The organism is Arthrobacter sp. 24S4-2 (assembly GCF_005280255.1).
Taxonomy (GTDB): Bacteria; Actinomycetota; Actinomycetes; order Actinomycetales; family Micrococcaceae; genus Arthrobacter.
Map to the genome: position 1 here is coordinate 4,702,406 of NZ_CP040018.1, position 18,633 is coordinate 4,721,038.

The 18,633-nt window shown below is 62.1% G+C and carries 19 protein-coding genes and 1 pseudogene; 10 read left to right on the plus strand and 10 right to left on the minus strand.

Annotated elements, in window-relative coordinates; all coding sequences use genetic code 11:
* Window positions 1-37 precede the first annotated feature (37 nt).
* On the plus strand, window positions 38-313 hold the full coding sequence (locus FCN77_RS21800) for a hypothetical protein (RefSeq protein WP_137323953.1): 276 nt from the start codon (window positions 38-40) through the stop codon (window positions 311-313).
* A gap of 224 nt (window positions 314-537) precedes the next feature.
* On the opposite strand, the gene FCN77_RS21805 is transcribed toward FCN77_RS21800, so the two are convergent.
* The 6 genes and pseudogenes from FCN77_RS21805 to FCN77_RS21820 all read right to left on the minus strand — a co-directional run.
* On the minus strand, window positions 538-2,691 hold the full coding sequence (locus tag FCN77_RS21805; protein WP_137323954.1) for a site-specific integrase: 2,154 nt from the start codon (window positions 2,689-2,691) through the stop codon (window positions 538-540).
* Window positions 2,692-2,849: 158 nt separating this feature from the next.
* Window positions 2,850-3,917, minus strand: a complete 1,068-nt coding sequence (locus tag FCN77_RS26105) for a site-specific integrase (protein ID WP_175417352.1) — start codon at window positions 3,915-3,917, stop codon at window positions 2,850-2,852.
* Between the two features lie 98 nt (window positions 3,918-4,015).
* Complete coding sequence (locus FCN77_RS26110; RefSeq protein WP_175417353.1) at window positions 4,016-4,396, minus strand: hypothetical protein; 381 nt, start codon at window positions 4,394-4,396, stop codon at window positions 4,016-4,018.
* Window positions 4,397-4,781: 385 nt separating this feature from the next.
* Entirely contained in the window at window positions 4,782-4,985 is a 204-nt protein-coding gene (locus FCN77_RS26420; RefSeq protein ID WP_217496178.1) for a hypothetical protein, read from the minus strand.
* A 95-nt stretch (window positions 4,986-5,080) separates the two neighbouring features.
* Window positions 5,081-5,716, minus strand: a complete 636-nt coding sequence (locus tag FCN77_RS21815; protein WP_217496179.1) for a hypothetical protein — start codon at window positions 5,714-5,716, stop codon at window positions 5,081-5,083.
* A gap of 58 nt (window positions 5,717-5,774) precedes the next feature.
* Window positions 5,775-6,728 (minus strand): annotated as a pseudogene (locus tag FCN77_RS21820) (ParB/RepB/Spo0J family partition protein); the annotation flags it as partial.
* A gap of 505 nt (window positions 6,729-7,233) precedes the next feature.
* Between FCN77_RS21820 and FCN77_RS27135 the strand changes: the two are divergent.
* The 4 genes from FCN77_RS27135 (at window position 7,234) to FCN77_RS21835 (ending at window position 11,266) form a co-directional block, all read left to right on the plus strand.
* Window positions 7,234-7,752 (plus strand): transposase, encoded by a 519-nt coding sequence (locus FCN77_RS27135; RefSeq protein WP_254678683.1) that lies wholly within the window; start codon window positions 7,234-7,236, stop codon window positions 7,750-7,752.
* Window positions 7,749-8,456 (plus strand): transposase, encoded by a 708-nt coding sequence (locus FCN77_RS27140; RefSeq protein ID WP_254678684.1) that lies wholly within the window; start codon window positions 7,749-7,751, stop codon window positions 8,454-8,456. Before FCN77_RS27135 ends, FCN77_RS27140 begins: the two co-directional genes overlap by 4 nt.
* Window positions 8,457-9,098: 642 nt before the next feature.
* Entirely contained in the window at window positions 9,099-10,421 is a 1,323-nt protein-coding gene (locus tag FCN77_RS21830; protein ID WP_175417334.1) for an ISL3 family transposase, read from the plus strand.
* 20 nt (window positions 10,422-10,441) lie between these two features.
* Window positions 10,442-11,266: a hypothetical protein gene (locus tag FCN77_RS21835; RefSeq protein ID WP_137323957.1), complete on the plus strand. Its 825-nt coding sequence runs from the start codon at window positions 10,442-10,444 to the stop codon at window positions 11,264-11,266.
* 247 nt (window positions 11,267-11,513) lie between these two features.
* On the opposite strand, the gene FCN77_RS21840 is transcribed toward FCN77_RS21835, so the two are convergent.
* The 3 genes from FCN77_RS21840 to FCN77_RS27150 form a co-directional block, all read right to left on the minus strand.
* Window positions 11,514-11,825, minus strand: coding sequence for a hypothetical protein (locus FCN77_RS21840; RefSeq protein ID WP_137323958.1), 312 nt, complete (start codon window positions 11,823-11,825; stop codon window positions 11,514-11,516).
* Window positions 11,826-12,088: 263 nt separating this feature from the next.
* Window positions 12,089-12,355, minus strand: a complete 267-nt coding sequence (locus tag FCN77_RS27145; protein WP_254679085.1) for a hypothetical protein — start codon at window positions 12,353-12,355, stop codon at window positions 12,089-12,091.
* Window positions 12,285-12,554: a ParA family protein gene (locus tag FCN77_RS27150; protein ID WP_254679051.1), complete on the minus strand. Its 270-nt coding sequence runs from the start codon at window positions 12,552-12,554 to the stop codon at window positions 12,285-12,287. Before FCN77_RS27150 ends, FCN77_RS27145 begins: the two co-directional genes overlap by 71 nt.
* Window positions 12,555-12,952: 398 nt before the next feature.
* Between FCN77_RS27150 and chvE the strand changes: the two genes are divergently transcribed.
* The 5 genes from chvE (at window position 12,953) to FCN77_RS21870 (ending at window position 17,505) form a co-directional block, all read left to right on the plus strand.
* Window positions 12,953-14,077 (plus strand): multiple monosaccharide ABC transporter substrate-binding protein, encoded by a 1,125-nt coding sequence (chvE, locus tag FCN77_RS21850; RefSeq protein WP_217496180.1) that lies wholly within the window; start codon window positions 12,953-12,955, stop codon window positions 14,075-14,077.
* 100 nt (window positions 14,078-14,177) lie between these two features.
* The gene (gene mmsA, locus FCN77_RS21855) at window positions 14,178-15,707 is read left to right on the plus strand and encodes a multiple monosaccharide ABC transporter ATP-binding protein (RefSeq protein ID WP_137323960.1); all 1,530 of its coding nucleotides are present in this window, start codon (window positions 14,178-14,180) and stop codon (window positions 15,705-15,707) included.
* Window positions 15,708-15,712: 5 nt separating this feature from the next.
* On the plus strand, window positions 15,713-17,026 hold the full coding sequence (mmsB, locus tag FCN77_RS21860) for a multiple monosaccharide ABC transporter permease (protein WP_137323961.1): 1,314 nt from the start codon (window positions 15,713-15,715) through the stop codon (window positions 17,024-17,026).
* A gap of 44 nt (window positions 17,027-17,070) precedes the next feature.
* On the plus strand, window positions 17,071-17,280 hold the full coding sequence (locus FCN77_RS21865) for a hypothetical protein (RefSeq protein WP_137323962.1): 210 nt from the start codon (window positions 17,071-17,073) through the stop codon (window positions 17,278-17,280).
* 15 nt (window positions 17,281-17,295) lie between these two features.
* Complete coding sequence (locus FCN77_RS21870; RefSeq protein WP_137323963.1) at window positions 17,296-17,505, plus strand: hypothetical protein; 210 nt, start codon at window positions 17,296-17,298, stop codon at window positions 17,503-17,505.
* A gap of 96 nt (window positions 17,506-17,601) precedes the next feature.
* Here FCN77_RS21870 and FCN77_RS21875 read toward each other — a convergent pair whose 3' ends face one another.
* Window positions 17,602-18,633: an aldo/keto reductase gene (locus FCN77_RS21875; protein WP_137323964.1), complete on the minus strand. Its 1,032-nt coding sequence runs from the start codon at window positions 18,631-18,633 to the stop codon at window positions 17,602-17,604.

An 18,633-nucleotide genomic window follows, 5' to 3' on the forward strand; every position in this document is an offset into this window, starting at 1 on the left:
GGCTGATGTCCAAAGCTGCCAACTGCAAGGATCACCCATGACTACGCATTCGCGCGTCCCCCTGCCGCGAGCAACAACCCCGTCACTGGAACCAGTACCCAACTGGACCAAGCTCTCCCGCAACGACGAGATCGAAGTGTACGAAGACGGAAAAATCGTTGCATCCGGGACAGTCGACATGATGGCCTTGGACGGATCTCTCTTCTGGCTCCTCCAAGACAGCGGAAAAGGCCGCGCCCTATTTCTCCACGGCGACGGGTTGCTTGTCCGCAAGCATTGCCGCCCGCATACTCACAGGAATTCCCGGTCGTGACGCCACCATCGCTTTGAAGATCCGCAACCGCGATCAGTGACCATACCTGTCCCGGGTCCAGCAGATATCCGGCTATCGCGCACCGCCACGAACGAGGAAGCCAGGACGCCGAGCGCTTAGAAGGCCTGACGGGAACCACTCCGGGCCGACAATAAGGGTCCTCCCGGGGCCAAAAGGACCTGACACAGTCAGCCCGGCGCTTGCGCTGAAGAGCAAGCCATACGTCAGGGTGATGGGAACGTCGGGAGGCCAAGGGACACCTGTGTCCTCATTTGTACGAGCTTGTCCCGAGCGGCGTTCAGGCTGATCTCTATCCCTTCGAGCTCACCCAGCCATCCGCGTTCTTCGGCCTCGATCTTCCGGTTCATGAGCGCCTCGATCAGTTCCTCCAACCGGGGACGTTGCAAGGGATCGGGGCGGAGCACGGGACACCGTATGCATGCGTGCTCGTGAATGCACGGTGTCCCGTAGGCCCGTCCGCAACTTCCCAGCTCGACCTTTCGTTTCTTGAAGTGATCATGAAATTCCTGGATCTCTGCAGAGCTTGGATCCAGGTAGTCTTCCCGTGGCCGCAACGCCCGTCGTCTGTCCACGAATCTTCGGAAGTGCCGGAAAGTCTCCTCATCGTGAACGGCAGCGTATCCCTGAGTTGTGACAATGTTCTGATGCCCCATCAGCTTCGCGAGAATATGGATCGGCAACCCTGCGGCCAGGGCGGATGTTGCGAAGAGGCGTCGAAAATCGTGCGGAGTGAACCTGTACTCGGCGCCTGTCTCGTCCCTGAGGCCGGCCCGGGCGACAGCGCTGCGAATGGCGATCCTCACCCGGCCCGGAGACATTGCCCGGCGTTCGCTCCCGATGTGTGTCTGGAACAGGTGAGGCAGTGGAGCGCTGTAGAGGCGCTCAGCCTCGTCATAGCGGATAGTCAAAGGGACAATGCCATCGGCACGGGAAATGCGTTTCTTCACCAATGCGAAGACATGTGCGAGCTCGGGCGAGACGAGCAGGACCCGTTCCCTGTCGGTCTTTGAGGGAACGGTCTGCAGAAGCGGAAGCGCTTCGCCGCTCCCGGGAAGCCTGTAGATGGACAGTGCGAGCGTTGTGATCTCGACAAGTTCCTCGATACGGACTCCTGTCTCGTTCAACGTGTTGACGAGCGCCCAGCTCCAGAAACAGTTCTCCTCCAGCTGGGTCAGATCCACCCGACGCTCGAAGCGGCCGCCGGATATCCAGACCCGGCCTGCGCCCCGGGGAGAGCTGCTCGTTCTCTGGCTCAAGGGTTGCCGCTGGTAGACGATCCCTTGATGCTCAAAATCATCCCCAGGGCCAGTGGCCGTCCCAGCGGCCAGTAGCGCTTGAGCGGACTTCAATTCCGTTGCAGTGCTCGACAGCAGCCGCGGGAGCAGTGGTCCAAGATCCCGGATCCTTTGATGGATCCGGGCCTGTGTCCGCAGTTTGTGCTTCGCGGCCCCCTTGGTATCTTCACGGGTCAGGAAAGATGGCGCCGCCCACTGGGCCCAGTACGCGTCATCGGTGGCCCACGACGCGATGTCCAGATACAGCGCCCGCACGGCAAAAAGCGAGCGGTGCTTGCCAGCCAAAGGTCCCTGTAGAAGCCGATTCAGCCACGCCCTCCCCTCATCGAAACCGATATGGAGGCTGTGAGCCCCCGGATTGTGGGCCTCGATGTCGCTCCAGAAGTTCTTTGCCAATTCGTACACCAGCCACCGAAGAGTCGAGTAGTCCAGCGACACAGCCCTCGATTTCAGGTAGCGGATGAGCATCTCCCGAACGGGTCCGCTTCGGATCTCGTATGCGTCGATCATCTGCTCGACCGAAGGCCGCTCAACCGAGACCGCCTGCAGCAATCCAGGTGTCGACACATCGAAGACGCCGAGGTCCTTGAGCATGGACCAGGCGTAGGTCAGTCCGTCAGGCTTCTGTCCACGCCCGATCTGGAAATCGCGGTACTCAAGAAGGTGTTCAGGGAGCAGCTGCTCGACCGGCAGGCCGGTGCGTGCGAGGACCTTCGTCATCACCACCAGGCTGTTGCCGAAGTTCGGCGGCGCCACGGCACGGGCCGTCCCGTGTTCAACCATTCGCGCAAAAAATTCCGGATGCCGGTTCCGGCGAATCCGATGGAACCGCGGCAATGCTCTCCGGAGCCAGGTGTAGCTCGGGCGGATCACGTCCATCGCAATCAGGTCCGCAATTCCATGCCCGGACTCGTCCGCCGATCGCTTCACATGGATCCCCTCCCAGGGGCCGCCAATTCTCTGCCTCCAATCGACGCCGGCGTCCTGGCATCCGGCGCTCTCCCACCGCGCCTGCCATGTGTCGCCTTCAAACACCGACAACGCCGCGAGGATGACGCCCACGCCGCGTACTGACACCCCATCCGCGTCATTCAATGCCGCAGCCCGCTCCAGGATCTCGTCCCGGGACAGCGGGGACAGCAGTGGAGCGGCGTCTTTCCAAGCGGCGCGCTTCTCCGCGAGAGGCAACAGAATGACCCGGGCAGGGACATAGTCCCTGACTACTGCCACCGGGTGCCGCCAAAAAGATCGGTCATGTCTTCGGCTGAGTAGCGTGACGGGGAAGCCGGTACCCCGCCGGCAGCAAGGATGTCGGAAGCACGCGATGAAAGATGCCGGTTCACGCTCTCGATCACTTCGTCATTACGTGGCTTCAGATACGCTTCGGTCGTCGAGAGATGGACATGGCCAAGAACCGCCTGAATGTCGGTGATGGACACCTTCGGGTCCTGAGCCATACGCATAGCGGCGGTGTGACGGAAATCGTGAAGCGTCCAGTTCGCGCCAAGCACAACGTTCACCCGGCGGATGACTGCCCGGGCCGCCTCATAGTTCAGGGGCCGATAGGGCCTTCTGAGAGTCCACCACGCCGAGAGCCCGGAACGGGTGAGCTCTTCGGGGAGAGCTTCCTGATACAGCCGGAACCAACTGAACGCCTCAGGGGATGCGGGAATCCGCTGAACAGCTCCCGAGCCCTTCCGCGTCACCGAAATGCACTGCTGACCTGCATCCACCCTCCTGTTTGTCAGCCCGACGAGCTCGGAAGGACGCGCGGCACTTGAGACATAGAACGCCACCAGCGCCCGGTCCCTGTCCGTGCCGAGGGCGGTGAACAGATCTTCGAACGCTTTGTCCGGGATGGAACGGGCCGCCTGAATCGGAACCTTTTGCCGGTAATCAGCCCGCCGTCCATGTCTGTACTCGTCTTCGGGGTTGTGGTGGGCACCGAAGCGCCCGCCCTGCGTGAGCCTCTCCGGAACGGGATTGCGCAGAGGCCCCGTCAACGCCCGCAGGTGGTAGTCGTAAAACGCGCTGATCACCGAGAGGTTGTGATTGATGGTCCGGGGAGCGTAGACGTCGCTTAAATAGGGTTTTCCTGAGACTTCATTGACGGCAGGCCCAGCTGGCCGGCGGATCTCCGCGGGGCGCTTGAACGTTTCGCGCAGACTCATCACAAAATCCCGGACATCATCCCGGGTCACCCGGTCCCAGTCCCGATCGGAGCGCCACAGAAAGCGGAACCACCGCAATAAATCCCTGGCATACGATTCAACGCTGGACGAGCTCATCCCCCGCACCCAAAAATCCTGGAGATACGACTCAACGCTTGGTACCGGCACCCCGTCGCAGCCCAACACTTCCCAGTACGGGGCCACCGGTATCGCCCTCACCCGCCCGGCCAGGCCGGCCGCAGCAGAGCTCCGCGCAACGTGGCGGGAACGTGCGCGGGGAAGTGCCCGGACTCGGCCATCACCTGCCAGGCGAGGTGACCGACGTAGGATTCGTAGCCGGCGCCCCAGCCGCCCTCGCGTGTGGCGATCGCATAATGCAGCAACGCTTCCGCGCTCAGGTCGAAAGCGATGCCCTGGGTGGTCAAGGCGGCGGCAACGTCGAATCGGGCGCACCGCTTGAAATGCCCTGTGGCTTCGTGCCCGTCGACCAACGCCAGAAACCGCTCCAGATCCGGATCGTTCTGCGCAACCTCGAAATGTTCGTGATAGCGCACGAAGCTGTTGACCCGGAACGCCGCCAACGACGGCCGGATCACGCGCAGGCAGCACAGCAGCAGGAGCGAATGGCCCAGCTCCCCGTCCAGACGAAGATCTCCCTGTGGTCAGTTCACGGATCCTGCGGTCCCCGTCGTTCAGGCCCGATGCCACCCATCGATCCTGCCATGACCGGCCCGGGTGCCCCTCGAGGTAGCCAAGCAGCCACCTCAAACCCGCGCGGCGCAGCGAGCACCTCGGTTGAGACCGCGGCCAAATCTCATCGACCAGACCGTTGATCGTCTCGAGAGTCGCCGTGTCCAGGTCTCCTTGCGGGCGCGGCGGGATCGCTGGCGGGGTTGCCGGGGCGGGCATAAGACGCTGCGGGTCCGCGTTCTTCCGGTCGATGCCGGCTCGAGGCGCCGCTGTTCGGGGTGCTTGAGTGCGCTAACCACCGAACACGACCGTGAAGTCGTCCGCGTCATAGCCGGGCGTCAGCGTCGGTACCGGCCGCGGTGCGGCAAAGTGCTCCTGTACCTTTTGAAAGACCTCGTCAATCCGCGGCCGCAGATACGGTGCCATTGACGACACCCGCCGGTGGCGGGTCACAGCCATCACCTCGGGCAATGTCAGATTCGGGTCCGTCACCATCCGGTCTATTGTCGTGTGCCGCCGATCATGCAGCGACCAGTCCGTTCCAAGCGCCGTGTTCGCGCGCTGAAGGACCCTGCGTGCCGCGTGGTAATTCAGTGGTCGTGGCGTCCCATGCAGGGCACGCCAGATCGGCTCGCCGGGTCCAGGGGTGCCGTGCTCATGGAAATACGCCTCTGCCTCAACGGCGCACGACGCATTCCCGGGGTCTCCTCCAACGGGCTGCGGTGCGCCAGTCTCGCCCGACGGCCCGGACTCTCCGGCACCGGGTTCATCACCGGCCCGCGCCCAAAGCGGGCATGGAACGCGTAAAAGGAGGCGAGAACAGCCAATGCGTGATTGATTGTCGCCGGCGCATACCCCTCAGCCAGCGGCCGCTTCCCGGTCCGCGGATTCATCACCCGGCCCCCGCTCCCCCGCTGAGGATTAACGGCCGAGCGCATCCAGCCCACCATGACCTCGACCTCCAGACGGCCCGCCTGGTCCCACGGGATCCCGATCAGTTCCAGCACCCGCCACCAGCGCAGCAGGTCGTTGCCATACGAACGCACCGTCAATGGACTCATGTCCGTCAACAATAGATCGCGAAGAAACACCGAGAACACCTCGATCTCCCGCCCCGCCTCGTCGACCACGGCGTAGGGCAGCAGGCCTGCCGCCTTTTGCCAGACCGCGCCAATGCCGGGTAACCCGATCTGACCCTCGAGCAGCTTCAGCCGCATTTCGTCCACGATAACCAGCTCTCCGGAAAGCCTGGGTTCAGTCTCCCCGAAGTTCAGTCAACAGGACGGATTCCATCGCGCGATTGTTTGCGATGAGGGTTTTCCGTTCGGCTTTCTGGTCCTCGGTCATCGGTCCTTTCTGGGCCTGGGTGCCGCCGTCGTGGCGTTCGTACTTCGGTGTGAACCCGAGTTCTTTCCAGTCGCTGATGACGGGAACGGTACTGTGCTCGCCCCGGTAGTTGGTGTTGATCAGGTAGGCGTTGGCGTCCTCGTCTGTGGCCGGTTCACCGTCCGCCCGGTTCAGCGCCGAGACGTAGATGGTGTCAGTGTCGGCGTAGTGTCCGGCTTCCTCCACGATGGCCTTGCTCTGGGCGACAAGCTCCTCGAGCAGTACCGCGAGCCGGGCCTTGGATTCCCGGTCGTCCCGGAGCTTCTGCGCGATGTGGTCGAAGTAGTCCGGTTCGTCCCGGATGACGGACTCGAGTTCCTGCTGGGCGTCGTCGTCTCCTTCAAATTCTGCCAGCACGAGGGCCATCTCCACGGTGAAGCCGTTGTCCAGGGCTTTGGCTCCGGTGGTGGAGGCCTTGGCTTTCAGGGCGCTTTCCACGACGGTTTTGGTCCGGCCTGTCTGCTTCGCGATCTTCGCCGCTGACACGCCGATCAGGGACAGCTGGTGGTAGGCGTCGGCTTCCTCGGCCTCGGTCAGTTCGGTGCGCTGGATGTTCTCCATGGCCTGGGTGACGATGCGGTCCGCTTCCTCGGGGGTGGCCACGATCATCACCGGGATGCTCTGGCGTCCGGCTTCGACGGCGCCCAGGGTCCGTCGCTGGCCCATCAGCACATGCACGGTGCCGTCGTCCTTGCGGTGGGCGATGACGGGCTCGAGGACGCCGAGTTCCTTGATGCTGGCGATGAACTCGGGCTTGAGCGAGGCGTCCTTGCGGACGTTGATGTCGATGTCGATGGTCAGGGTGTTCGGGTCGAGCATTTCCAACACGGGTGCGGTAGCGATTGCGTTCATGGTTGTGTGTCCTTTGCTGAGGATTTGGTGGGTGGGGTGCGGTTGGTGACCGGCCAGCTTCCCCTCTCCCCCGTTTTTTGCCTGCTGGCGAAGCTTGCGTAGCTGTGTCCGACGGAGGCCCGGTCCACCCGAAGGGCCAGGGACGTGCAATCTGCGGGAGGAAATATGCGACGAAGGAGCGCCGGAGCCGATTGTGCGGGCCGCAGGCCTCGACGAAGGAGGGGCTGGATGGGGCCGGAGCGGGCACGATAATTTGACAGCAGCAAAGAACGGTAATACTGGAAAAGGTCTTGAGCCGGCATGACCCAGCAAAAACTGAAGCGCTTTCCAGCACTGTCTAACCGACGATCTGTCTGCCGGCTCAAGGTCCGTAAAAGGGGTGTTGAGCCAGGCGGACATGATTTCATAGGAGCCTGATTCGACCAGTCCCATTACCGTTTTGTCTGCCCACCTGGCCCGCGCCCCATTCATCAGCCATCGATCTCGACTGGGAGCAACTTCCATCTTGGCAAACGAAACAACCAACATCACCGGTATCGACACCCACGCCGACACACACCACGTGGCCATCATCAACGAACACGGCAAGCCCCTGGCGGACAGGGAATTCCTGGCAGTGGGATCGGGATACCGCAAGATCGTGGAGTTCATCACCAGCTACGGCACAGTCACCGCCGTAGGGGTCGAAGGAACAGGATCCTACGTGGCCGAAATCGCCAAGACCCTGCGCGGTGAGGGTCTATGTGTGCTGGAGGTCAACCGACCAAACCGGGCCGCGCGCCGGCTGAAGGGCAAATCCGATCCGCTGGATGCCTACCAAGCCGCCCAATCGGTACTCGACGGCCGGACCACATCGATTCCGAAAGCCAAAGATGGTCCCGTTGAATGCCTGCGAATCCTGCGTGCCGGCCGCACCTCGGCCCTAAAGGCCCGCACCGCAGCCATCAATCAGATCAAGGGCCTGCTCGTTTCAGCTCCGGACAAACTCCGGTCGAAATACAGGGGGCTGGGACCTCGGCGATGATCACGGCCCTGCAGCGCACCAGGCCTTCGGGCCATATGGCTGACCCCGAGTACGTGTGCCTGCTGACATTGAAAGCCCTGGCCACCCGTTGCCAGTCACTCGCCGCAGAAATAGCCACCGCTGACGCCGCGCTCCAGGAAATCCTTGATACCTACGCGCCGATGCTCTGTGACCTTCCAGGTGTAGGAACGGAAGTGGCAAGCCAGCTCCTGGTCACCGTCGGAGACAACCCGGACCGCCTTGGAAATGAGGCCAAGTTCGCTGTCCTCGTCGGGGTCGCCCCCATACCTGCATCCTCGGGTAAAACGACCCGTCACCGGCTCAGCCGAGGCGGCGACCGCAACGCCAATCACGCCCTGTACCAGGTCGTCCTGGTCCGCATGGCCTCGTGCCAACGGACCAAAGACTACGTGGCCAAACGCACCACGGAGGGCAAAAGCAAACGGGAAATCATGCGCTGCCTCAAACGCTACGCAGCCCGGGAAATTTACCGTCAGATCACCAACCCCCAAGCAGCTCCAAACAACGCCGATCTTCGCCACAGGCACACCACACTCGGTGTCACCATCACGGCCGCAGCCCGCGAACTTGGCCAATGGCCCTCGAAAATTTCCCTCCTGGAACGGGACCTGATCCGAAACGACGCTCTCGCCACGAGCTACCGCCAGTGGCTGGCCGAGCAAGCTTCGGCAATCCCGATTTGACCAGCGCACCGACCAAGACCGCCGAGACAGCTAGAGTCAAGACTCACGCCATTCGGGGACTTCGTTACGGGATTACATTTGTCGTTGGCTCTGCGGTTCAGCGCGCAGGCAAATACCCCCAAAAAAGGGAGGCCGAAAGGCAGATACGAGTCGAGATACCGATACTGTCACGTTGGGGAATTCGAGTTTCGAACCCAGCGATTCAACGAGCCCACCACGGATCCTCAGGGCAGCATGACCAAGGAACGCTCCGGGGAAGATATCTGTGCTCGATCAGGTATCTCAGCCAGCAGCCTTAGAAACTTTTCTGCCTCATAAATGGCCTTCATTGCTTTACTAAAGACGCTTGAATAATAATCGCGCCGTCATTATGCTTCGGGTCAGGGTTTGCGCAACTCGTCGCGACTCCTTCGCTCGGGGACATGAGATCAAGCATTGCCGACTCAGGCCTGCCAAAATACGATACCGCACACGGTTTTAGGGGAAATACGGCCCTTCGCATTTAGGCATGGTTAGGGCTGGCTGAGAGCACCGCCGCGTGGCATGGTGCGGAGCGGTGCGGCGTGGTGCGGCTGGAAAGAGGTCAGGGCCTCTTTGAATTGGTAGCGACCAAGCAAACCAATACCCAAAAGAGACCCTGACATGAATAACTCTATGTCTTGTTCCGGTGGCCGCTGGTGCACGCGCGCTGATGCTCTGCTCGGTGTCGAGGGCATCCACATCAGCTCCGTCACGGCAACCGAGAACGGCCTGGTTCTGCGCGTCGAAACCGGGGAAACCCTCAGCGGCTGCCCGGACTGCGGCGTCATCGCGATCGGCCACGGACGCCGGCAGGTCCAGCTTCATGACATTCCCTGTTTCGGCAGGCCGGTGCGGCTGCTGTGGGCAAAGCGGGTCTGGCGCTGCCCGGACCCAGACTGTCCGGGGAACACCTTCACCGAGGAACACCCACTGGCAGGGCCGCGGGCGAAACTCACCGCCCGAGCAGTGGCATGGGCGACCGACGCGCTGGCCCGGTTCGACACCTCAGTCTCAGCCCTGGCCCACCAGCTCGGCGTCTCCTGGCACACCGTCTGGGACGCCGTCAAGGCAGAGGCCACCAGACGCATCGGAATCACGGACCGGCTCGCCGGCGTGGACGCGCTTGGCGTCGACGAGCATGTCTGGTCCCACACTGGCCCGCCCGGATCGGGCATGGTCACCGGCATCGTGGACCACACCCGCGACGCCAACGGCACTGTCCATGCACGGCTTCTCGACCTCGTGCCGGGACGGTCCGGGAAGGCCTACGCTGACTGGCTCAGAGCGCGCGGCGAGGAGTTCACTGCCGGTATCAAGACCGCTGCGTTGGACCCGTTCCGCGGCTACGCGAATGCGATCCGCGACGAACTACCCGAAGCCATCACCGTCCTGGACGCGTTCCACGTCGTCAAGCTCGGGACGGCCATGGTCGATGAGGTCCGCCGCCGGGTCCAGCAGGACACCCTCGGGCACCGCGGACGCAAGGGGGACCCGCTCTACGGGATCCGTCGGACCCTGCAGATAGGCGCCGAACACCTCACCGACAAACAAACCGCAAGACTCGATGCCAAACTCACCGCCGGGGATCCGGACCACGAAGTCACTCTGGCCTGGCAGTGCTACCAGAAGGTCCGCAACATCTACCATGCCCTTCCGTCGCGGGGACGGGAACTCGTGACCGAAGTGATCTCCTCATTCCCGACGTGCCCGATCCCGGAAGTGGCCCGGCTCGGCCGGACACTCAAACAATGGAAGACCGCGGTCCTCGCCTACTTCGACACCAACGGCGCCTCCAACGGGCCCACCGAAGCAATCAACGGCGTCATCGAAACCACCCGCCGCATCGCCCGCGGCTTCCGCAACTTCACCAACTACAGACTCAGATGCCTACTCGCCGCCGGCGGCCACCGGCCCTACCGGACCAAATCGACCAACCATGCCTAAATGCGAAGGGCCGGAAATACGTGGGTAATGAAAAGTTGATTCGCCGCAATATCATTGCTGCGATTGTCAGTTTGATACTGATAGTGGGCTTGGGCGGCGCAGCCCAGGCAGCCGAGCTAGAAGGGCCACAAACCTGCACAAAGGTAGAAGTCAACGCAGGTCTATGCGTAGTCGCGGCAGTCACTGGAGACGAGGATCCAGTGGTCGCTGGTGTCATCCAGTCTCTTAAGAGTGGAGTGGATCCCACCGCGGTGGACAGATTCATCCAACTACGCGGAAACAAGAAGGCGGACAAATCGCAGCAGGAGATTCATAAGATCTCCCAAGCGTTCAAAGCCGCAAAGACTGCCAAGGAGAAGGATGCGGTTCTGACGCCCATGAATGCCGGGGGCGTTGGAACCGTCTACGGGTCTACGCTGTACATGAACGACACCGTCACGTACCTCTACTGCGGTTCCGGTTCCTGCTCGATGATCGGCAAGGTAGCCGTTGAGTATCGGATGGGCATTACTGGGAACCTATCGTTCACCCTCAGCGGGGACCTCAACGTGACATATGGCCCGAGCGTCCAGTTTAAGGATCTCAACTGCTATACCTACTACGACGGCCCTTTCAACATCGACTCTGTGGTGAAAACCTGGAACAACTGCAACAGCGCCGAAAAGTACAACTTCAGCACATTTACTCAGATATGGTCAGAGAACTGGTCGGGTGGAACTCTTGGAGAGGTCTACTACCCGACCTACACGCTGAGATTCGTCAACGCGGGCGGAGCGGAGATCTATTTCGGTTGGGATGCCAGAGAGTACAAGATCGACAGCAGCGGCTGGACGCACTGGACGTAATCAGACTATGCGTCTACATGTTTAGTTAGTTCTTGTCGCAGCGCGGGAAGTTCCTCTCGAAGGCGCTGGATACTATGCGGTGTTAGCCGATCCAGCGACAGATGGCGGACCTCCCGCGCTGCTCCAAGGCTGCAGCCGAGCAAGGAGCTCAAGTCCTGATCTATGGTTTCGTAGTCAGACGTTCGAATCACCCGAATTACGTCGAGGAGCCTGTCTGAAGCCGCGATGCATGCCTCATACGAGGCAATCATCTGAAGAATCTGAGTTTGTGCATCAAGTCTGGGCATATTACGACCGTACACACTCTCCAAGAGACGTGGGAAGTAGCCACGCGGACCAACGGGAGGACCTTGACGCCCTGCAGGACCAGGGCGAAGAAGACCAGCCCCAGGGCGGCCGCCGGCAGAATCTCGGCCACAGCGACGCCCGTCACGAGCGCCAACAGCAGGGCGCTCTTCTGGTCGAAATGGCGCTCCTCCAGGATAAAGAGCGCCCCCGTCAGCAGCACGGCCGTGGCCGGTGCCGCGAGAGGTCTCAGAGACTGGATCGTTTTGAACATGCCTTCACCTTAAGCGGGCTCTCACAACGCTAGGGCCAGTTTCGAGCGAGTTCCAACCCAATGATGAACAAGTTCCACCTACCGGATGACTGCTCCGCCGACCCTCCACCAGCATCGAGGTCTCTTGTGCGGCAGGCTCCGGAGGAACGGGAGCTGGCTGCCGAAGGGCTTGGGTCTGTTGTGGTCCTTGCTGCGCCGGCTGCAACGGACAGTATCAAGGGCACTGGGGGTGCCTCCGCGCTCCGGGGCGGGTCCTGGGCGGTTCACGATTCGGCGCCTTTCCAGATAATAGTGGCTAACTGGACCAGGTCGGCCCGGTGCGGGGCGGCTTCGGAACCCCATGCACGCAGCGGCTTTGAGGCGGCTTGCGCCTTGGCGAATACTTCGCGGTCCTGAAGCATCGGTTCTAAGACGAGGTCACCGAAGTTGGCGTTGATCTTCTCAATCCAGTGCATCTGATCAGCGCGCTTCTTCTGCTTGTTGACGACAACGCCCAGGAGTTCGATGTCCTCGTTCAGGTTCTCTTGCACTTCGCCAAATGGTCGTGACGATTTCCGATAGCCCCTCTACCGAGGCCACCCGGGGCTCGGTGATCAGCAAGGCATGCGTAGCGGCAGTCAGGGCGTTGACCATCAGAAGCCCCAGCGAGGGTGCACAGTCAATCAGGACGATGTCGTACTCCTCCGCGACACCCTTCAGGGCGATTCGCAGCCGGTGCTCGCGGGCCATTATGGAATCGCGTTCGCGGGAGGCCAGGTTGCGCTCGGCCGCGATCAGGTCCGCACCGAGTTCGTGGTGGAAACGTGAGCCCCGGCAGCCTGCGCGGCCGGGCGGACCGGATACGGCCCGCACCAACGACCCTTTGCATAAATGTGATTTGACTCACAAGATTGGGCCCGTTATGCTCAATTTCGTTGTTAGCGCTAACATTGCAATCATCGTTGTGAAATAAGATCGCTGGAACGGGCCAAGGGGCCAGTCCCGGCAACGAAGTACTTTTGGTGACGGATCTCCGGGTCAGGCACCAATCGACCGGATCCCACCGGCCGGCCCCCGGCCGGGAAGCGCAGATGCCTCCCGGCTCAGTACCAATTCGCGGACTGAGTTGTCCGCGGAAGGAGAAAAGCGTGAGAATCAAGAAACTCCTGGGCGCACTCGCCGTCGTCCTCGCAGTCACAGTGGGGGCCACGGGGTGCGGAAGCCGGGGCGGAGCAGCGGCTCCTTCCGGCAGCGCCGATGCAGCGGGCGCGCTCGTTGGCATTTCAATGCCCACCCAGACCTCCGAACGCTGGATCGCGGACGGCAAGAACGTCTCCGATTCGGTCACCAAACTGGGCTACAAGGCGGACCTCCAATTCGCCAATGACGATATCCCCACACAGGTCTCGCAGATCGAAAACATGCTGACCAAGGGCGCCAAGGCTTTGATCATTGCGGCCATTGACGGCACCACGCTGACCGACGTCCTCGCCAAGGCGAAGGAGCAGAACGTGAAGGTCATCGCCTACGACCGCCTGATCAACGGCACGCCGAACGTGGACTACTACACCACGTTCGACAACTACACGGTGGGCGTCCAGCAGGCCACGTCACTGCTCACCGGGCTTGGCCTGGTTGATGCCAGCGGTAAGAAGGTGGAAGGCAAGGGCCCCTTCAACGTGGAGCTCTTCGCCGGCAGCCCGGATGACAACAACGCCAACTTCTTCTGGACCGGCGCCATGGACACGCTAAAGCCGTACCTGGACGCCGGAACCCTCAAGGTCCCGAGCGGCCAGACCAAGTTCGAGCAGGCAGCCATCCTGCGCTGGCAGGCCCCCGTTGCCCAGAAGCGCATGGAGGACATCCTGACCGCGGCTTACAGCTCCGGCACCAAGCTTGACGGTGTCCTCTCCCCCTATGACGGCCTGTCCATCGGCATCATCTCCGCACTGACCAGCACCGGCGGCTACGCCAAGGGCAACCTGCCGATCGTGACCGGCCAGGACGCAGAGAAAGGCTCGGTGAAGTCCATTATCGCCGGCGAGCAGTACTCCACCATCTTCAAGGACACCCGCAAGCTCGGTGAGCAGGCAGTGAAAATGGTTGACGCCGTCCTGAAGGGCCAGCAGCCCGAGACCAACGACACCAAAACCTACAACAACAAGGTCAAGGTGGTCCCCGCCTTCCTGCTCCAGTCCGTAATCATCACCAAGGACAACTACAAGCCGGAACTGGTTGATTCCGGTTACTACACGGAAGCAGACATCAAGTAGCCACCGTGCCGGGTGCGGCCGGGCCGGGTCCCGGCCGCACCCCAACCGGGGACCCTGCATCCGCAGGAGTCCGGCTCTGACAAGTCATCGGGAAATCACCATGAACGTACCTATTCTTCAAATGCGGGGAATCACCAAAACCTTTCCCGGGGTGAAAGCCCTCCAGGACGTCACCCTGGACGTGAACCGCGGCGAGGTGCATGCCATCTGCGGTGAAAACGGCGCAGGAAAATCCACCCTCATGAAAGTCCTCTCCGGGGTGTACGCGCACAACACCTTTGAGGGCGACATCCTCTTTGAGAACGAACCGTGCGACTTTTCCACCATCAGCGACAGTGAAAAGCGCGGCATCGTGATCATCCACCAGGAACTGGCGCTGAGCCCCTACCTTTCCATTGCCGAAAACATCTACCTCGGCAACGAGCTGGCCAATAACGGCTGGGTGGACTGGCGCAAGACGAACCTGGAAGCCGCCAAACTGCTCGCCCGCGTCGGGCTGAGTGAAAACCCCGTGACCCCGATTCAGCACATCAGCGTCGGTAAACAGCAGCTGGTCGAAATCGCCAAGGCGCTCTCGAAGGAAGTGAAGCTGCTCATTCTGGATGAGCCCACGGCGGCGCTCAATGATGAGGACTCGGACCATCTGCTGGACCTCATCCTGCATCTGAAGGGCCAGGGCGTCACCTGCATCATCATCAGCCACAAGCTCAATGAGATCCGCAAGGTCGCCGATGCCGTGACCATCATCCGCGACGGCAAATCGATTGAGACCCTGCGGCTCGACCAGGGGCAGATCACCCAGGAACGCATTATTCGCGGCATGGTTGGCCGCGACCTGGAAAGCCTGTACCCGGACCGCACGCCCAGCATTGGAGAGGAAGTCCTCCGGATTGAAGACTGGACCGTGCAGCATCCCCAGGATCACAGCCGCACGGTGGTCCACAATGCCAGTCTGAACGTACGGAAAGGTGAGGTCGTGGGGCTTGCCGGACTCATGGGCGCAGGCCGGACCGAACTGGCCATGAGCGTCTTCGGCCGGACCTATGGCCGTGCAGTGTCCGGCAAGGTGTACAAGTACGGCAAGGAAATCAACACCGCCACAGTCTCCGATGCCATTCGGCACGGAATCGCCTATGCCACCGAGGACCGTAAGCACTACGGCCTGAACCTGATCGAAGACATCAAGCGCAACATCTCGATGGCAGCCTTGCACAAGCTCGCCAAGCGCGGCTGGGTGGACAAGAACGAAGAAACCACCGTGGCCAACCGCTACCGGAAGAGCATGAACATCAAGGCGCCGTCCGTGGCAGCCATCACCGGAAAGCTCTCCGGCGGGAACCAGCAAAAAGTCGTGCTGAGCAAATGGATGTTCTCGGACCCGGACGTGCTGATCCTGGATGAACCCACCCGCGGCATCGATGTCGGGGCCAAATTCGAGATCTACACGATCATCGCCGAGCTCGCAGCCGAGGGGAAGGCCGTGATCGTGATCTCCTCCGAGCTCCCGGAGCTCCTGGGCATCTGCGACAGGATCTATACCCTGTCCGCAGGCCACGTCACTGGCGAGGTTCCGATCGCCGAGGCCACCCAGGAATCCCTTATGCATTTCATGACCCAAGAGAAGGAATAGCGAACATGTCCGCCCTACGAGAATCCCTTGGCTTCCTGACAAGCCGCCTCCGCCAGGTTGGCATCTTCGTCGCCCTGATCCTGATCGTCCTGCTTTTTCAGGTCCTGACTGACGGCATCCTCCTGGAACCGCAGAATGTCACCAACCTGGTGGTCCAGAACAGCTACATCCTCATCCTGGCCATTGGTATGGTCATGGTCATCATCGCCGGCCATATCGACCTCTCCGTGGGGTCCATTGCCGGCTTCATCGGCGCCGTCTCGGGTGTGATGATCGTCCACTGGGGCTGGGCCTGGTGGATTGCCATCCCGGCCTGCCTGCTCGTCGGCGCCCTTGTGGGTGCCTGGCAGGGCTACTGGATCGCCTACGTGGGCATTCCCGCCTTCATCGTGACCCTGGCGGGCATGCTGATCTTCCGCGGACTGACCCTGATCACCCTCAAGAACCAGCAGATCACCCCGTTTCCGGCCGAACTGCGCGCCCTTGGCGGCGGCTTCCTGCCGGACATCTCCGGCGGCACCTCCGTGCTCGAATGGCTGACGGTCATCCTGGGCGTCGGAGGCACCGCAGCCATCCTCTTCCAGGCCATCAAGGAACGCCGCATCCGCCGCAAGTTCAGCCTCGAAAACGAACCCATGGCATGGTTCGCCATCAAAACCGGGTTCATCGCGCTGCTGATGCTCACCATTACGTTCCTGCTTGCCAGCTACCGGGGAACTCCGATTGTGCTGATCGTGCTGGCCGTCCTGGTCATCGTCTACTCGGCACTCATGAACAACAGCATCTTCGGCCGGCACACTTACGCGATCGGCGGCAACCTGCACGCGGCCGAACTTTCAGGCATCAAGACCAAGGCCGTGACCTTCCGGCTGTTCGTGAATATGGGCGTGCTGGCCGCGCTGGCAGGCCTCGTGTTTACGGCCCGCCTGAACTCCGCCCAGCCGGCCGGCGGCACGGGCTTCGAGCTGGACTCCATCGCTGCCGCTTTCATCGGCGGGGCCGCAGTCCAGGGTGGCATCGGCACCGTGGCCGGCGCCATGGTGGGCGGCCTGATTATGGGCGTGCTCAACAACGGCATGTCAATCCTCGGACTCGGCACCGACTACCAGCAGCTCATCAAGGGCCTGGTGCTACTCCTTGCCGTCGGCTTCGACATCTTCAACAAGAACCGCAGCAGCGGCGGCGGATCCGCGATCGGTAAGCGGTTCAGGCTCAAGACGACACCACCTGCCGGTGCAGAAAGCAAGGAACCGGCCAAGGACCGCCCGGTGGCTGTGCCCGCCGGCACCCAGCAGGCAAGCACCGCCCGGAACCCCTGAGACAGTCCCTCAACCGGAACCCCGACCAGCGAAAAGGACAGCCCATGCCCACACTCATTGAGCCGATCGACATTCAGGTCACCAGTCGGCGCGTCCTGGACGAACGCCTCGAGGCCGCCGTCATTGGCCTTCGGGAGGCGGCGATGCTGACGGGGACCCACGGAATCCTGATCACCCGCAACCGGCCCGGACACTACACCGTGGCCCTTTCCGAAGAGGTTCCGTTCGGAACGACCCGCGAACTGATTCGCTGAAGTCGGGTGCTCTCCGTGCCCGAACCACCGGAAGACTGGCAGCACCTGATTGGTAGCTGGGTGGAGCTGCGGCGCGGAGGCAAAGTTATCCGCACCGGCGAAGTTGAAGACGCCACGCCGGACTCATCCGTCCTGTGGCTGAAGTTCGACGGCATCAACGGCCGACAGCTTGTAGCCAGATCCGACGGCTACGAGGTCCGCCAGGTCCGCTGCCGGCAGGATTAGAGGCACTGACAACACGAGGGAGGCCGACGGCGGCAGTCACATGCCGCCGTCGGCCTCCCTTTTCAGTGGTTCGAACCGCTGAGTCGCGTGGGCCGCCTAGCGGCCGCCTTCGATCTTCCGGCTGCGCTGCTCGTGGGCCATCGGGCCGTAGGGGTACACTCCCACCCGGGGCTCACTGGCCTCGGTCAGCCGCCGGGTTTCGTCCTCCGACAGTCCCAACTCCGCCGCGGCGAGGTTGTCCGCGAGCTGCTCCGTGGTGCGCGCGCCGAGGATCACGGACGTAACGGCCGGGCGGTCCGCCAGCCAGGCCAGCGCAACCTGCGAGGCGCTCACGCCGTGGTCCGCCGCAATCTTCTCAACGGTTCCGATGACCTCCCAGGTGCGCGGATTGTCGTTGCGTGCCTGCCAGGCTTCCATGCCGCGCTGGGGATTCTCGCCGAGCCGGGTGGCCCCGGCAGGCGGCTCGTCCCGCTTGTACTTGCCGGAGAGCCAGCCGCCGCCTAGCGGTGACCAGGGCAGCAATCCGATCCCCGCGTCCAGCGACGCCGGAACAATCTCCGACTCAATTTCCCGGACCAGCAGGCTGTACTGCGGCTGCAGCGTCACCGGGGCGCTCCAGCCGTGGGCCTTGGCGAGGTGCACCGCCTTCGTCAGTTGCCAGCCCAGGAAGTTGGAGAAGCCGTAGTAGGCAATCTTGCCGTTGCTGACGGAGTCGTGCAGGAAGCGCAGGGTCTCCTCAAGGGGTGTGATGGGGTCCCATGCATGCATCTGGTACAGGTCGATCTGCTCCACGCCGAGGCGGCGCAGCGAATCGTCGAGGGCACGCGTCAGGTGCCGGCGGGAGGTACCGAGGTCGTTCGGGGCCTGGCCCATGGGGAACCGGCCTTTGGTGGCCAGAACGGCACGGTCCCGGACATCGGGACGGGCCGCCAGCCAGCGGCCTATGATCTGCTCCGAGACCCCTTGGCTGTAGACATCCGCGGTATCGATGAAGTTGCCGCCCGCCGCAAAATAGTCATCAAGGATGGCGAAGGAGGTGTCCTCGGTGGCCTCAGCACCGAATGTCATGGTGCCCAGCGCGTAGTTGGAAACGACGGCGCCGCTGTTGCCTAGTGTGCGGTATTGCAT